A 15,331-nucleotide genomic window follows, 5' to 3' on the forward strand; every position below is an offset into this window, starting at 1 on the left:
TCCCGGCCCAAGTGGTGGCGCTCCATGTCGTCCCGCCTGCGCGCAACTGCCCGTACGCCAGGCGCGGACGCGGCCTGATCCATCCGGAATGTCCACTCCCGATCACCGGACAGAACAGAAAGGCCAGTCCCATGCAGTTCCTCCCGCGCGCCTCCCGGCGCAGCGTGGTCGCGGCCGGTGCCGTCGCCGCGCTCGCCGCCGGCGTGACCGCCGCCCTGCCGGCGGTCAACGCGATGGCGGCCACCGGCTGCCAGGTCACCTACACCGCCAACAGCTGGGCCGGTGGCTTCACCGGCAACGTCGCCATCAAGAACCTCGGCGACGCGGTCAGCTCCTGGACGCTCAAGTGGACCTTCCCCGACAGCGGCCAGAAGGTCGTGCAGGGCTGGTCGGCGACGTACAGCCAGAGCGGTGCCAACGTCACCGCGGTCAGCATGGACTACAACGGCGCGCTGGCCACCGGCGCCTCGACCACGATCGGCTTCAACGGCAGCTGGACCACCGCCAACCCGATCCCGACCTCGTTCACGCTGAACGGCACGGTCTGCACCGGCACGGTCACCAACTCGCCGTCGCCCAGCCGCTCGACGAACCCGTCGCCCTCGGCCTCGCCGTCGAAGTCGCCGTCCCCGTCGCCCTCGCCGAGCCAGCCGACCGGGACCACCCCGGTCGCGATCAACGGCCAGCTGCACGTCTGCGGCGTGAACCTGTGCAACCAGTACAACAAGCCGATCCAGCTGCGCGGCATGAGCACGCACGGCCTGCAGTGGTTCGCCAACTGCTACAACGACGCCTCGTTGGACGCGCTGGCCAACGACTGGAACGCCGACCTGCTGCGCATCGCGATGTACGTGCAGGAGCAGGGCTACGAGACCAACCCGACCGCGTTCACCAACCAGGTGAACACGCTGGTCGACAAGGCCCAGGCCCGCGGCATGTACGCCCTGATCGACTTCCACACGCTGACCCCGGGCGACCCGAACTACAACCTCGACCGGGCGAAGACGTTCTTCGCGGCGGTCTCGGCCCGCAACGCCGCGAAGAACAACGTGATCTACGAGATCGCCAACGAGCCCAACGGCGTGAGCTGGGCGGGCATCAAGAGCTACGCCGAGCAGGTCATCCCGGTGATCCGCGCCAACGACCCGGACGCGGTGGTCATCGTCGGCACCCGCGGCTGGTCCTCGCTGGGCGTCTCGGAGGGCGGCAACGCCTCCGAGGTCATCAACAACAAGGTCAACGCGCAGAACGTGATGTACACGTTCCACTTCTACGCGGCCTCGCACAAGGACAACTACCGCGCCGAGCTGGAGCGGGCGGCGGCCTCGCTGCCGATGTTCGTCACCGAGTTCGGCACCGTCACCTACACCGGCGGCGGCGCGTTCGACCAGTCCAGCAGCACCGCCTGGCTGGACATGCTGGACCGGCTGAAGATCAGCTACGCGAACTGGACCTACTCCGACGCCAGTGAGAGCAGCGCGGCGTTCAAGCCCGGCACCTGCGCTGGCGGCCAGTACGCGGGCACCTCGGTGCTGCAGGACTCGGGTCTGTTCATGCGCTCGCGCATCCGCACCGCGGACAACTTCCCGACCAGCTGATCCGCTCTGGACCGAACGGGGCCACCGCCCGCCGCGGGGGCCCCGTTCCGCATTCCAGGAGTGGCGCGAGGAACAAAACCGTGCCGCCCCTCGTTGCGACTCCGGAAGTGTTTTCTCCGATCGTGAGGAGCGGGTATGGGCGAGCGGATGCTGCGGGGAAGCCGACTGGGTGCCGTCAGCTACGAGTCGGACCGCAACACCGAGCTCGCGCCGCGTCAGACGCGTGAATTCCTGTGCGCCAACGGGCACCGGTTCGAGGTCCCGTTCGCGATGGACGCCGAGGTGCCGCCGCTGTGGGAGTGCAAGTTCGACGGCAGCGTGGCGCGGCTGATGGACGGCAGCGAGCCGGAGCAGAAGAAGGCCAAGCCGCCGCGTACGCACTGGGACATGCTGCTGGAGCGGCGCTCGATCGAGGAGCTGGAAGAGATCCTCAACGAGCGGCTGGCCGTCGTGAGCGCACGCCGCGGCCGTTGATATAGCCAGGTCAAGGGCGCCTTCCCGGGTACGGGGAGGCGCCCTTGCCGTTTCCCGGAGCAACTAGCCGCCGGGTGTATACACTCAAGGTATACACCCGGTGTATGCTCCCGGGTATGAGTGTCCCCCTGACCCTTCTCGGACTGCTCGAGCGCGAGCCGCGGCACGGCTACGACCTCAAGCGCGACTACGACGCCTACTTCGGGCGCGGCAAACCGCTGCCCTACGGACAGGTCTACTCGACGCTCAGCCGGCTGGCCCGCGACGGCAAGGTCGTCATCAGCGAGGTCGGCCCCGGCGAGGGCCCCGACCGCAAGCGCTACGTCATCACCGACCTCGGTGCGACCGAGGTGGAGACCTGGCTGACCGAGCCGGTCGAGCCCGAACCGCACCTGCAGACCGTGCTGTTCGCCAAGGTCGTGCTGGCGATCATGCTGGAGCGTCCGGCCGAGGAGTACCTGGACACCCAGCGCGCCGCGCACATCCAGCGGATGCGCGAACTCACCGAGGTCAAGCGCACCGGCAACCTGGTCGACGCGCTGCTGGCCGACCACGGCCTGTTCCACCTGGAGGCCGACCTGCGCTGGATCGACACCACTAAGGCCCGGCTCGACATGCTGGCCAAGCAGGTGCGGCCGTGACCGCCCGGCGCCTGATCGAGGCGCGCGGCCTGGAGCTGTCGTTCGGCCAGACCCCGGCCCTGCGCGGGGCCGACTTCTGGGCCGCGCCCGGTGAGATCGTCGCGGTCACCGGCCCCAGCGGCTCCGGCAAGACGACCATGCTGCACTGCCTGGCCGGCATCCTGGTCCCGGGCAGTGGCGAGGTGTCGTTCGACGGCGCCCGGATCGACACCCTGGACGAGGAGAAGCGCAGCACGCTGCGGCGGGAGCGGTTCGGCTTCGTGTTCCAGTTCGGGCAGCTCGTGCCGGAGCTGACCGCCGAGGAGAACGTCGCGCTGCCGCTGCTGCTCGGCGGCGTACGCCGCAAGGTGGCGCTGGAGCGGGCGCGCCCGTGGTTCGCCCGGCTGGGCCTGGACGGGCTGGAGGGGCGCCGCTCCGGTGAGCTGTCCGGCGGCCAGGCCCAGCGGGTCGCGCTGGCGCGCGGCATGGTGACCCGGCCGCAGGTGCTGTTCGCCGACGAGCCGACCGGGTCGCTGGACTCGCTCACCGGCGAGCAGGTGCTCGACCTGCTGGTCGAGGCCGCCCGGGAGCAGGGCACCACGGTCATCCTGGTGACCCACGAGCCGCGGGTGGCGGCGTACGCCGACCGCGAGGTGATCGTCCGCGACGGGCGCGCCACCGAGCTGGAGCGGGTCACCGCATGATCCGCTTCGCAGTGCGCCTGGCCGTCACCGGCGGCCGGGAGGCCGTCGCGCGCCTGGCCGTCATCGCCGCCGCCGTCGCTTTGGGCACCGGCCTGCTGCTGGCCACCCTGGCCAGCCTGCACGCCGTCGACAAGCAGACCGCCCGGTACGGCTGGATGACCACCGGCACCACCGAAGCGGCCCCGGCCCCCGGTGCCGACCCGCTGTACTGGGTGCTGCGCGAGGACTTCCACCAGGGCAAGCTGATCGGACGGCTCGACGTCGCCGCCACCGGCCCGGCCGCCCCCGTGCCGCCCGGCCTGCCCCGCCTGCCCGGCCCCGGCGAGTACTACGCCTCGCCGAAACTGGCCGAGCTGCTCGCCGCGACCCCCGCCGACCAGCTCGGCGACCGCTACCCGGGCCGGCTGGTCGGCACCATCGACCGGGGCATGGTGCCCGACCCGGACACCATGCTCGTCGTCATCGGACACGCGCCCGAGGAGCTGGCCGCGGCCGGCGCGAAGCAGGTGACCAGCATCGGCGCGGAGCCGCCCGGCGCCCGGTCGGCAGGGCTCGACCTGGTGCTGTCCACGGTCGCGGGCGGCCTGCTGTTCCCCGTGCTCATCTTCATCGGCACCGCCACCAGGCTCAACGCCGCCCGGCGCGAGCAGCGCTTCGCCGCGATGCGGCTGGTCGGCGCCACCCCGCGCCAGGTCTCGGTGATCGCGGCGGTCGAGTCGACCGTGGCCGCGTTCATCGGCACCGCGATCGGCTTCGCGCTGTACGCCCTGGGCCACGACACGCTGGCGAGCATCCCCTTCACCGGCTCGGCCTTCTACCCCGACGAGGTGACGGTCACCTGGCTCGACGCGCTGCTGGTCGCCGTCGGGGTGCCGCTGGCGGCCGCGGTCGCGGCCCGGCTCGCGCTGCGCCGGGTGCGGATCTCGCCGCTCGGGGTGACCCGGCGGGTCACGCCGCGCCCGCCGCGGGCGTACCGGCTGATCCCGCTCGCGCTGGGCCTGGCCGAGCTGACGTACTTCATCGGCCGCCGTCCGCCGACCTCCCAGGGGCAGGTCGCCGCGTTCCTGCCCGGCCTGCTCATCGTCATGGTGGGGCTGGTCGTGGCGGGGCCGTACCTCACCATGGTCGGGGCGCGGCTGCTGGCCCGGCGGGCCAACCGACCCGCCACCCTCGTCGCCGCGCGGCGGCTGGCCGACAACCCGCAGGCCGCGTTCCGCGCGGTCAGCGGCCTGATGCTGGCCCTGTTCGTGACCAGCACCGCCGTCGGCATCATCACCACGATCGTCGCCGAGCGCGGCACGAGCCACGGCAGCGCCGCCAGCGTGGGCAGCCTGCACGTCTACTTCGAGGGGGAGCCGCCGACCGCGGTGCCCGAGCCCGTCTCGGCCGGGCTGCGCGACGTCCCCGGCGTCGGCCGGGTGATCGGCGTGCGCCACAACCCGGTGGAGCGGCCGGGCGCGGGCCCCGACGACTTCGGCTCGCTGCCGGGGGTGGTCTCCTGCGCCGAACTCGATCCGGTCTTCGGCCGCTGCGCGCCCGGCGCGGCGGTGGCCGAGGTCTGGAGCGACCTCATCGGATACCCCGAGAACCGGGGTCCGGACACGGTCTGGGCCGCCTCCACCGTCACCCCGGAGCAGTACGCGCAGCTGCCGCTGATGTCGCTGGTCGTGCGCACCGACGACTCGGCCCCAGCGGTCGAGCGGGCCCGCACCGTGCTGGAACTCGGCCTGCCGCAGTACCAGGTGCCGCCGATGGTGGCCGGCGACTTCGAGGCCGACTTCAACAACACCCTCACCGGCTGGAAGCAGCTCGCCAACGTCATCATCCTGGCCAGCCTGCCCATCGCCGGATGCAGCCTCGCGGTCGGCATCGTCGGCGGCCTGTCCGAGCGCAAGCGCCCGTTCAGCCTGCTGCGCCTGTCCGGAGTGCCGCTGCGTACGCTGCGGCTGGTGGTCGCCCTGGAGAGCGCGGTGCCGCTGCTGGTCGTGGCCGTGGTCGCGATCGGGGCCGGACTGCTGTCCGCGCAGCTGTTCCTCACCGCGCAGATGGACTACGACCTGCGCCCGCCCAGCGTCGGCTACTACCTGACCGTGCTGGCCGGGCTGGCCGGATCGCTGGCGATCATCGGGTCCACGCTGCCGCTGCTGCGCCGGATCACCGGCCCGGAGACGGCCCGCAACGAGTGACCGGCCGTCCGGGGGCCCTCCGCTCGGAGGGTTCCCGGACGGAGCGCGCTCAATACACTGCTACGGATGAGTGCCACGCTGTTCCTCATGTGCGGCCTGCCGGGAGCGGGCAAGACCACGCTGGCGCACCAGCTCGCCGCCGACCACGGCGCCCTGCGGATCAGCTCCGACGAGTGGCTGATCGACCTGCTCGAAGGCCCGCACCGCGAACGGGCCGACCCGATGCGGCCGCAGCTGGAGCCGCTGCTGCTGGCGGTCACGGTCCGTATCCTCAGCCTCGGCGGCAGCGTCGTGCTCGACTTCGGCGCGTGGCACCGCACCCAGCGGGACCAGGTCCGGGCCGCGGGCCGGGTCGCCAGTGCCCGAGTGGAGCTGCACGTGCTCAACCCGCCCCTGGAGGTGCTGCGGGAGCGGGTCGCCGCCCGCGACGCGGGACCCGGCACGCGCTCGTTCCCGATCACCGACGAGGAGCTGGTGCGGTGGGCGGACCTGTTCGAGGTCCCCACCGAGCAGGAGCTGTCCCTGTTCGATCCGCACGTCTCGCCGTACTGGGAATGAGGTAGTTTCGCGGGCAGGAACGGCGAGCGGAGTGCGGCGATGGAGCTGGCGGGTCCCCTGATCGCGGTGGCGCTGATCGTGCCGGTGCTGGCGTTCTGGCTGTGGATGTTCCGCGACATGCTGGGCAACCACCGGCTGTTCGGCCAGGCCCGCAACCTGTGGCTGCTCGGCTTCGTGTTCCTGAACGTCTTCGCCGCCGGGCTCTACTACGTCTCGGAGTACCGCGACCGTCCCTGAATGCGCTCGCGGCTCAGGCCACGTGCAGGCCGAAGCCGCCCGCCGAGTCGATCACCTGGGCGGTCACCCACTCCGCCTCGTCCGAGCACAGGAAGGCGACCAGCTTCGCGGTGTCCTGCGGGATGCCCCAGCGCTTGCGCGGGAACCGCTCGCGCACCCACTCATAGGTCTCTGGATCGGCCCAGCCGGTGTCGTTCGGGCCGGGGTTGACCGCGTTCACAGTGATGCCGCGTGCGGCGAGCAGCGCGGAGAAGTCCCTGGCCAGGTACTCGATGGCGGCTTTCGAGGCGGCGTAGGCCAGCTCGGTGGTCATCGGGCCGTGGCGCTGGCCGCTGGTGAACAGGACGATCCGGCCGGGGCGGGCGTCGTCGTGCGCGGCTGCGTACGCCTGGACCAGCAGCATGTTCGCGCGGACGTTCACGGTCAGGTGCCGGTCGATCTCGGCGGCGTCGAGGCTGCCCAGCGGCGTCGAGGTCGAGTACGCGTGGCAGGAGACCAGGGCGTCCACCCCGCCGAACCGGTCGACGACCGCGGCGACCAGCTCGGCCGGACCGTCGGGCGTGGACAGGTCGTGCGGGGCGACGTGCACGTCGGGGCCGAGTTCGGCGGCCAGGGCGGCGGGATCGTCGCCGGGCACGCCGACGCTGCTGTCGTAGCGGGGCAGGCCCGTGGCGAAGACCCGGTAGCCGTCGGCGACCAGGCGGCGTACCACCGCGGCGCCGATGTTGGCGGTGCGACCGACTCCGGTGACCAGGGCGACCGGGCGGTACTCGTCAGGCTGGCTCATCACCGCCGACCGTAGCCACGGCGGCCGCCATACCGCAACCGCGATCGGTCGCGCACAGGCGCGGTCCCCGGCGCACCGGCACCGGGGACCGCGGTCATCGTGCGGGTCAGGGCCTCGGCCTCGGGCAGGGGCTCGCGCCCTTCGCGGTCGCGCAGTAGCCGTCCGCGTAGGCCGGCGGCCGCTCCTCGACCAGGAACCTGTTGTCCAGCAGCCACTGCACGCTCAGGCTCGACCCGGCCTGCGGCAGGTACGACCGGTTCAGCACGTACTGGGTGCCGAGGCTGGGCTGGGCGAACCAGGTCGCGATCGGGCCGGTGTCCACGGTGAACGGCTTGAGCACGCAGTACACGTGGTAGTTGGCCAGCGGCACGATGTCCTCGTGCGCCATCTCCGGCGTGGGGGTGTTGAGGTTGGACGGCGGCAGGCCGCGCTGGGCGAACGGGGTGCCGAGCGGGGCCAGGAACTGGCCGGTGCCGGGGCTGCCGAACCGGTCGATCCGGGTGCCGGGCTGCAGCTGCTGGGAGAACTTGATCGGCAGGCCGTCGTACTGGATGACATAGCCCATGGCGGGCGGGTAGACGTAGCGGGTCGGTGGCGTCGTGTCGTTGCCGTACTGGGTGAGGAACGTGCCGCTGTTCAGGGCGCCGAAGCGGTGGTAGCCGCCGAGCAGCGGGCCGACCGGGGCCTGGGTGGGCAGCTGCTCCGGCCCGAACAGGAAGTTGTCGTCGTAGAAGTCCGTGGTGGGCGAGGCGGCGTCGGGCGTGCCCGGACGGCACAGGCCGTCGCCCGCGGCGGTGCTCTGGGCGGGCGGAGTGGCGGGTTTGGCCGGGGCCGCCTGCGCCCCGACCACCTGCAGCGCCAGCACCGCACTGGCGAGCACGGGCAGGATGAAACGCTTGATCTTCACTGTGCGTGGTCTCCGTTGATCAGGTGGACGATCCACCTGATCAACGGCCCACCCCGCCCCTGCGACGTGCGCCCACCCACCCCGCCACCAGGGCGTTCGTGCAGTTTCGGGGAAAGTGCTGGAATCCGGCCCAAGATTGCAGCACTTTCCCCGAAACTGCACGCGACGCAAGCGGCCCGGTCAGGTGGTCGGGCGGCGGTTGTAGCGCTCCAACGCGGCCTTGTTGGTGGACGCGTCCTGGAAGACCAGCTCCCAGGGGCCGGTGTTGATGTCCATCTCCTTGCCGAACCCGACCCACTTGCCCGCCATGCGCCGCCCGGTGGGCTCGACCAGCATCTGGATGGCGCCGTGGTAGCGGGCGCCACGGTAGTAGCCGTCGCTCGCGGTCTGCTCCACCCAGGTGCCGGTCAGGACGCTGCCGTCGACGGTCAGGTCCATGGTCAGCGGCGAGTCCGACGAGCCCGGCAGGCTGCGGACCGTCAGCCGGTCCCCGTGCTGCAAGACCACCACATAGTGCAGGCCGGTGAAGGTGGCGCCGCGCCCGCTGGACACGTACTCGTAGCGGCTCAGCCAGATGCCCGAGTGGCTGCCGTGACCCGCCGAGGTGGCGGCGGCGAGGGCGCCGGTGCCGACTGTGATCGGCACCGTGGCGTCGGCGTTGGCGTCCGCCGCCTCCTCGGCGGTGTTCCGCGCGCCCGGGACCGAGACCGTGAAGCCGAGCGAGCCGATGGGCAGGCCGGTGACGACCTCCAGCGCTCGGGCGTACACCGGGCGCGGCGCGACGATCGCCCCCGCTTCCCAGCGCTGGACCAGGCGCTTGTTGGCGTCGTTCGGCGTACCCGCGCGCCTGCCCGCCTCGCGGATGGCGCGGGCGAAGTCGTCCTGACTCATCAACATGCCCATACGTACGGCCCGCAGGGTCGCATTTGGATTGGTCACGGGTACACCGTACCCCAATGACGCCGAAATGACGCCCTATATGACGCCTGACGGACGTCCCGCCGGACGCCGCGTAGTCGGTGTGCGAAAACCTAATCTGTGACCAATGTGGAGTGCCGCGATTAGGGTGTCGACTCGAATACGGGCTGGTGGAGGTATGCGATGGACACGCCGATCGCCGAGGAGGAGTTCCGTCGCTACGCGCAGTCCCAGGCTGATCGCGGGTGGCATCTGATCGGTCTTCACCGGCGCGACGGCAGCGGCTGCTGCCGTCACTGCGGCCGCACGCACCCGTGCGACGAGCGGGTGTACGGCGGCCGGCTCATCGTGCACTACGAGAACTGGTTCGGCGACCAGCCGCCGCGGCTGTTGCGCCCGTACCTGCGCGGATGAGCGCATAAGACCGGGGCGCGTGCGTGCCGTGGGTCGCAACTACCACGCACGCGCCCCACTTCACCGGAGGTGTCGTGCAGTTTCGGGGAAAGTGCTGGAATCTTGGGCCGGATTCGAGCACTTTCCCCGAAACTGCACGATCAACCGCTGCACGACGCGGGGACGCGGCGACGCGCGGTGGGGAGGGGGTCGCTGGCGCGGGGTGGGGGTGGGCGGCCATGATGGCGGCGTGTCGGGAGCGGGAGGTCGGTGTGGCTAGGACGGCGGGGGTACGGGCGACCGTACGCGACGTGGCCGCCGAGACCGGCCTGTCCATCGCGACCGTGTCCCGGGTGCTCAACGGGGCGACCAACGTCGCCCCGCACACCCGTGACCTGGTGCTGGCTGCGGTGCAGCGCCTCGGCGACCGTGCCCCGGTGCGCCGCCCGGAGCCGCCCGCCGCCTCGGGCGCGATCTACGTGCGCTGCCCGTACGTGCTCACCGACTACTTCGGGATCATCGTCAGCTCGATCGCGGAGACGCTGGAGCTGCACGGCCGCCAGCTGGTGCTGAACGCGGGCGAGGCGGCGCAGCCGGTGCGGGTGTTGACGGGTCTGAGCGAGCGCCCCGACGTCGCGGGCGCGATCCTGATCCTGCCGCCGGACCCGCTTGAGGACCTGGTCCTGCTGCGTGACCAGCAGTTCCCGTTCGTGGTGATCGACCCGCGCTCGTCGCCGCCGCGCGACGTGGTGACGGTGTCGGCGGCGCACTTCGCGGGCGCGCGGCGGCTGATGTCGCACCTGGTGGAGCTGGGGCATCGGCGGGTGGGCATCATCGGCGGCCCGCAGGAGTGGCTGGCCAACGACGCCCGCATGGCCGGGTACGTGGCGCCGCTGGCCGATGCCGGGGTGCTGCCGACGGCCGAGCTGGTGCGGCACGTGCCGGAGCCGAACACGGCCAACGGCTACCTGGCGGCGGGGGAGCTCCTGGACCTGCCGGAGCGGCCGACGGCGCTGGTGGCGTTCAACGACAAGATGGCGGTGGGGGCGCTGGCCGCCGCCGCCGACCGGGGGCTGCGGGTGCCGCAGGACCTGTCGGTGGCCGGGTTCGACGACATCGACGTGAGCCGGGCGACGACGCCGATGCTGACCACGGTGCGCCAGCCGCTGCAGGAGATGGGCCGGATGGCGGTGACCATGCTGATGCGCATGCTGGAGCGGCACACGCTGGAGGCCGTACACGTGTCGCTGGGCACCGAGCTGGTCATCCGCGACTCGACGGCGCCCGCGCCGCGCTAGCCCGCTCCGTCAGGCCGCGCCGCGTTAGTCGTAAACAAAGTTGGCATATTCGCGCCGGGGTGCCATAGACCCTCGGCCGCGCCCTGCTGCCCGCTGAGTTGCGGCAGGCAGGTCTCAAGTTTCATTTTGTTTCACCGGCAAATCGGCCTATTGCGACGGTCCGAGAGCCCGGAAACGGCGCCTTGACAGGCATGTGGCCGTATGTTTCAGTGCTGTCAACAGAGCGTCAATCATTTTGTTTCATCAGTTACATCGACGTCTCTGGGTGTACAAGGCACGGCTGCACAGGAAACTCCGGGCCGGGTCAGGCGGGTGCCCCCTCGCCCACCCGGCCCGCAACCCCAGCCACTCATGGCACCGCCATGGCTTGTCGAAAGGAGGGTCCCGCCTTGTTCCGTCCCCGATCAGGCTGGACCACCGCCGGTGCGGCCACCGCCGCCGGCGCCGCCGCCCTGCTGGCGGCCGCACTGCTCGTCGCCCCGCCCGCGCAGGCGGCGGGCGAGCCGGTGAGCATCTGGCTCACCACCACCTCCGACTCCGGTGGCCGCACGGTCACCCGGGGCCTGCAGCAGCAGGCGAACATCGCGTTCGGTCCCGCGGGCGGCAGCGCCAACCAGACCGTCACCGTCAACGAGAACACCACCTACCAGCAGTTCGAGGGGGCTGGGGCGTCCATCACCGACACCACGGCGTACCTGCTGCGCGGCGGCCCGGTCAGCGCGGCCACCCGCGACGCGGTGATGGCCAAGCTGTTCTCGCCCACCTCGGGCATCGGCCTGTCATTCGTGCGCAACCCGATCGGTGCCTCGGACCTGTCCCGGCCCGGCAACGTGTCGCTGGACGACACCTGCTGCGACCTCAACGACTTCGGCAGCAACGGGTACGACACCAACGTCCGCCTGCTGACCGTCCAGGCCAAGCAGCTCAACCCGGCGCTGCGCATCATGGCCGTGCCGTGGAGCGCGCCGGGCTGGATGAAGGACAACGGCCGGATGGACCAGATGGGCTGGTTGAAGGCGCAGTACTACTCGCTCTACGCCCAGTACATGGTCAAGTACCTGCAGACCTACCAGGCCGCCGGGGCGCCGGTGAACTACCTGTCGGTGCAGAACGAGCCCAACTGCTGCCAGTCGGGCAACCCGACCGCGATGGACTACCCGGGTATGAGCTGGAACTCCTCCGGCCTCATCGAGCTGACGAAGAACAACGTCTACCCGGCGCTGCGCAGCGCGGGCCTGTCCACCAAGGTCCTGATCCACGACTGGAACTACGGCGACTACGCCAGCATGAGCGCCCCGACCCTGGCCGACGCGGGCATCCGCAACGACGCCAACTTCGGCGGCATCGCCTGGCACGGGTACTTCGGCGACCCGTCGACCGGCAGTTCTGTGCACAACAGCTACCCGTCGGTCAAGCAGTTCAGCACCGAGCACTCGGGCGGCACCTGGATCGGCAACCAGCACAACGAGGACATGGCCGACATCGTCAACTACACGCGCAACTGGAGCAGCAGCGTCGTCAAGTGGAGCCTGGCCCTGAACCAGAACATGGGCCCGCACAACGGCGGCTGCGGCACCTGCACCGGTCTGATCACCGTGCAGGAGGGCGGCTCGCGCGCCGGGCAGGTCGACTACACGATCGAGTACTACACCACCGGCCACCTGACGAAGTTCGTCAAGCCGGGGGCGTACCGGATCGACTCGTCGGCCAACAGCACCGTGCAGAACGTGGCGTGGAAGAACCCGGACGGTTCCAAGGCCCTGATCGCGCACAACGGCGGCACGTCGGCGCAGTCGGTACGCGTCAACTGGGGCAACCAGTCCTTCGTCTACACCCTGCCCGCCCGTACCACCGCGACCTTCACCTGGTCCGGCACCCAGGGCACCGGTGGTGGCGGCGGTGGCGGCGGCACCATCACCGGCCTGGCCGGCAAGTGCGTCGACGTGGCCGGGGCGGCGACCGCCAACGGCACCGCGATCCAGCTGTACACCTGCAACGGCACCACGGCCCAGCAGTGGACCCGCAACGCCGACGGCACGATCAGCTCGCTGGGCAAGTGCATGGACATCGTCGGCCCGAGCTCGGCCAACGGCACCAAGGTGCACCTGTGGGACTGCCACACCGGCACCTCGCAGAAGTGGACGTACAACAGCAGCACCCAGCAGCTGGTCAACACCTACTCGGGGACCTGCCTGGACGTCACCGACAACAGCTCCGCCGACGGGGCGCGGCTGCAGATCTGGTCCTGCACCACCGGCGCCAACCAGAAGTGGACGTTGAACTGATGAACCGCCGCCTCCTCATCGGCAGCGTCGCCGTATCGACGCTGGTCGGCGCGGCCGTCATGGTCGTGCTCGCCGCCCCGGCCGCCCAGGCCGCGGTCACCTCCGGCACCACCTACACGGTGGTCAACAAGAACAGTGCCAAGTGCGTGGACGCCCGCTCCGCGGCGACCGCCAACGGCACCGCCGTGCAGCAGTACGCCTGCAACGGCAGCACCGCGCAGCAGTGGCGCTTCGACGCGACCAGCGGCGGCTACTTCCGCGCCGGGGTCGCCCCGAACGTCAACCAGGTCTGGGACGTCTCCAACGTGTCGACCGCCGACAACGCCGCCATCCACCTGTGGCTCTACGGCGGCGGCAACAACCAGCAGTGGCTGCCGGTGCAGGAGGCCGACGGGGCGTACCACTTCGTCAGCCGGCTCAGCGGCAAGTGCCTGGACGTGCCCGCCGCCTCGACGGCCGACAGCGTGCAGCTGGTGCAGTACACCTGCAACGGCACCGGCGCGCAGTCGTTCTACCTCAACCCGGTCGGCGGCCCGCAGCCCTCGACCAGCACCGTCCCGCCGAACCCGAACAACCCCGACCTCGGCCCGAACGTGCGGATCTTCGACCCGTCGCAGTCGGCTTCGACGATCCAGTCGCAGCTCAACAGCGTCTTCAACGGCCAGGTCAGCAACCAGTTCGGCACCCAGCGGTACGCGCTGCTGTTCAAGCCGGGCAGCTACAACGTCGACGTCAACGTCGGCTTCTACACCCAGGTCCTGGGCCTGGGCCTGTCCCCGGACGCGGTGAACATCAACGGCGCCGTGCACGTGGAGGCGGACTGGTTCCCGCCGAACAACGCCACCCAGAACTTCTGGCGCGGTGCGGAGAACCTGTCGGTCACCCCGAACGGCGGCACCGACCGCTGGGCCGTGTCGCAGGCGGCGCCGTACCGGCGCATGCACGTGCGCGGCAACCTGCTGCTCGACGACGGCGGCTGGGCCAGCGGCGGCTGGTTCTCCGACGTGAAGGTCGACGGTCAGGTCAACTCGGGCACCCAGCAGCAGTGGATCTCGCGCAACTCGCAGTTCGGCAGCTGGACCGGCTCGAACTGGAACATGGTGTTCGTCGGCACGCAGGGCGCGCCGGGCAACACGTTCCCGAGCCCGCCCTACACCAACGTCGGCTCGACCCCGGTCGTCCGCGAGAAGCCGTTCCTGTACGTCGACAGCCAGGGCGCCTACCAGGTGTTCGTGCCGTCGCTGCGCAGCAACAGCACCGGCACCAGCTGGGCCGGCGGCAGCGCGCCGGGCAGCTCGCTGGCCATCAGCACGTTCTACGTCGTCAAGTCCGGCGACACCGCCGCGAGCATCAACTCGGCGCTGGCCAGCGGCAAGAACCTGCTGTTCACGCCGGGGGTGTACCACGTCAACGACACCATCCGGATCACCCGGGCCGACACGGTCGTGCTGGGCCTGGGCCTGGCCACGATCATCCCGGACAACGGCGTGATGGCGATGTCGGTCGCCGACGTCGACGGCGTCAAGGTCGCCGGCGTCCTGATCGACGCGGGCAGCACCAGCTCGGCCACCCTGATGCAGGTCGGCCCGGCCGGGTCGACGGCGAGCCACGCCGCCAACCCGACCTCGCTGCACGACGTGTTCTTCCGCATCGGCGGCGCCGGGGTCGGCAAGGCCAACACCAGCCTCGTCATCAACAGCAACGACGTGATCGGCGACCACACCTGGATCTGGCGCGCCGACCACGGCTCGGGCGTCGGCTGGAGCACCAACACCGCCGACACCGGCCTGATCGTCAACGGCAACAACATCGTGTTCTACGGCCTGTTCGTCGAGCACTACCAGAAGTACCAGGTCATCTGGAACGGCAACGGCGGCCGCACGTACTTCTTCCAGAACGAGATGCCCTACGACCCGCCGAACCAGGCCGCCTGGATGAACGGGTCCACCCGGGGCTACGCGGCGTACAAGGTGGCCAACTCCGTCACGTCGCACCAGGCGTGGGGGCTGGGCAGCTACTGCTACTTCAACGTCAACCCCGCGGTCGTCGCCGACCGGGCCTTCGAGGTCCCGGCCAGCGGCACCACGTTCCGCGACATGGTCACGGTCTCGCTCGGCGGCACGGGCACCATCGCCCGGGTCATCAACAACACCGGCGGCACCGCGAACTCGTCCAACAACGTGGTCTACCTGACCACCGGTCCCTGAGAGACCGGCCGCCGGCCGCCTGAGACCCCTCTCTCGGGTGGCCGGACTTCCGCCGGGCCGAAGGCTTGGCGGAAGCGGAAGCCCTGCCCTGGAACGGCACTACGGCACCAATCACATAGATCCAGCCCTGGAGGATTCATGAGTTCCGTGTTCTCGCGG

At 70.7% G+C, this 15,331-nt stretch carries 14 protein-coding genes; 11 read left to right on the top strand and 3 right to left on the bottom strand.

Translation table 11 applies throughout. The features are described 5' to 3' along the window. Positions 1 to 131 precede the first annotated feature (131 nt). The 7 genes from QEZ54_RS14785 to QEZ54_RS14815 all read left to right on the top strand — a co-directional run bounded on the left by QEZ54_RS14785 (position 132) and on the right by QEZ54_RS14815 (position 6,377). Positions 132 to 1,598, top strand: a complete 1,467-nt coding sequence (locus QEZ54_RS14785) for a cellulase family glycosylhydrolase (RefSeq protein ID WP_281305158.1) — start codon at positions 132 to 134, stop codon at positions 1,596 to 1,598. A 135-nt stretch (positions 1,599 to 1,733) separates the two neighbouring features. Beyond that, positions 1,734 to 2,072, top strand: a complete 339-nt coding sequence (locus tag QEZ54_RS14790) for an RNA polymerase-binding protein RbpA (RefSeq protein ID WP_281305159.1) — start codon at positions 1,734 to 1,736, stop codon at positions 2,070 to 2,072. 116 nt (positions 2,073 to 2,188) lie between these two features. Next, a complete protein-coding gene (locus QEZ54_RS14795) occupies positions 2,189 to 2,713 on the top strand; it encodes a PadR family transcriptional regulator (protein WP_281305160.1) in 525 nt (174 codons plus the stop codon). Continuing rightward, positions 2,710 to 3,396 carry an ABC transporter ATP-binding protein gene (locus QEZ54_RS14800; protein ID WP_281305161.1) on the top strand — a complete coding sequence of 229 codons (687 nt, stop codon included), beginning with the start codon at positions 2,710 to 2,712 and terminating at the stop codon, positions 3,394 to 3,396. Before QEZ54_RS14795 ends, QEZ54_RS14800 begins: the two co-directional genes overlap by 4 nt. Then, positions 3,393 to 5,582, top strand: a complete 2,190-nt coding sequence (locus QEZ54_RS14805; protein WP_281305162.1) for an FtsX-like permease family protein — start codon at positions 3,393 to 3,395, stop codon at positions 5,580 to 5,582. The genes QEZ54_RS14800 and QEZ54_RS14805 overlap by 4 nt, the downstream gene beginning before the upstream one ends. A 66-nt stretch (positions 5,583 to 5,648) precedes the next feature. Continuing rightward, a complete protein-coding gene (locus QEZ54_RS14810; protein WP_281305163.1) occupies positions 5,649 to 6,140 on the top strand; it encodes an AAA family ATPase in 492 nt (163 codons plus the stop codon). Positions 6,141 to 6,179: 39 nt separating this feature from the next. Next, on the top strand, positions 6,180 to 6,377 hold the full coding sequence (locus QEZ54_RS14815; RefSeq protein WP_281305164.1) for a hypothetical protein: 198 nt from the start codon (positions 6,180 to 6,182) through the stop codon (positions 6,375 to 6,377). Between the two features lie 13 nt (positions 6,378 to 6,390). Here the strand turns inward: QEZ54_RS14815 and QEZ54_RS14820 are convergent, their stop codons facing one another. The 3 genes from QEZ54_RS14820 to QEZ54_RS14830 form a co-directional block, all read right to left on the bottom strand. After that, positions 6,391 to 7,164 carry an SDR family oxidoreductase gene (locus QEZ54_RS14820; protein ID WP_281305165.1) on the bottom strand — a complete coding sequence of 258 codons (774 nt, stop codon included), beginning with the start codon at positions 7,162 to 7,164 and terminating at the stop codon, positions 6,391 to 6,393. Positions 7,165 to 7,270: 106 nt separating this feature from the next. After that, positions 7,271 to 8,071 carry a TNT domain-containing protein gene (locus tag QEZ54_RS14825; RefSeq protein ID WP_281305166.1) on the bottom strand — a complete coding sequence of 267 codons (801 nt, stop codon included), beginning with the start codon at positions 8,069 to 8,071 and terminating at the stop codon, positions 7,271 to 7,273. A 180-nt stretch (positions 8,072 to 8,251) separates the two neighbouring features. Then, complete coding sequence (locus QEZ54_RS14830; protein WP_281305176.1) at positions 8,252 to 8,974, bottom strand: XRE family transcriptional regulator; 723 nt, start codon at positions 8,972 to 8,974, stop codon at positions 8,252 to 8,254. A 198-nt stretch (positions 8,975 to 9,172) separates the two neighbouring features. Between QEZ54_RS14830 and QEZ54_RS14835 the strand changes: the two genes are divergently transcribed. The 4 genes from QEZ54_RS14835 to QEZ54_RS14850 all read left to right on the top strand — a co-directional run bounded on the left by QEZ54_RS14835 (position 9,173) and on the right by QEZ54_RS14850 (position 15,172). Beyond that, positions 9,173 to 9,403 carry a hypothetical protein gene (locus QEZ54_RS14835; RefSeq protein WP_281305167.1) on the top strand — a complete coding sequence of 77 codons (231 nt, stop codon included), beginning with the start codon at positions 9,173 to 9,175 and terminating at the stop codon, positions 9,401 to 9,403. A 251-nt stretch (positions 9,404 to 9,654) separates the two neighbouring features. Next, positions 9,655 to 10,680, top strand: a complete 1,026-nt coding sequence (locus QEZ54_RS14840) for a LacI family DNA-binding transcriptional regulator (RefSeq protein ID WP_281305168.1) — start codon at positions 9,655 to 9,657, stop codon at positions 10,678 to 10,680. A gap of 389 nt (positions 10,681 to 11,069) precedes the next feature. Next, positions 11,070 to 12,965 (top strand): RICIN domain-containing protein, encoded by a 1,896-nt coding sequence (locus tag QEZ54_RS14845; RefSeq protein ID WP_281305169.1) that lies wholly within the window; start codon positions 11,070 to 11,072, stop codon positions 12,963 to 12,965. Beyond that, positions 12,965 to 15,172 (top strand): RICIN domain-containing protein, encoded by a 2,208-nt coding sequence (locus tag QEZ54_RS14850; protein ID WP_281305170.1) that lies wholly within the window; start codon positions 12,965 to 12,967, stop codon positions 15,170 to 15,172. Before QEZ54_RS14845 ends, QEZ54_RS14850 begins: the two co-directional genes overlap by 1 nt. The last annotated feature ends 159 nt before the right edge of the window (positions 15,173 to 15,331 follow it).

This window comes from Catellatospora sp. KI3, assembly GCF_029948125.1.
GTDB lineage: Bacteria > Actinomycetota > Actinomycetes > Mycobacteriales > Micromonosporaceae > Catellatospora.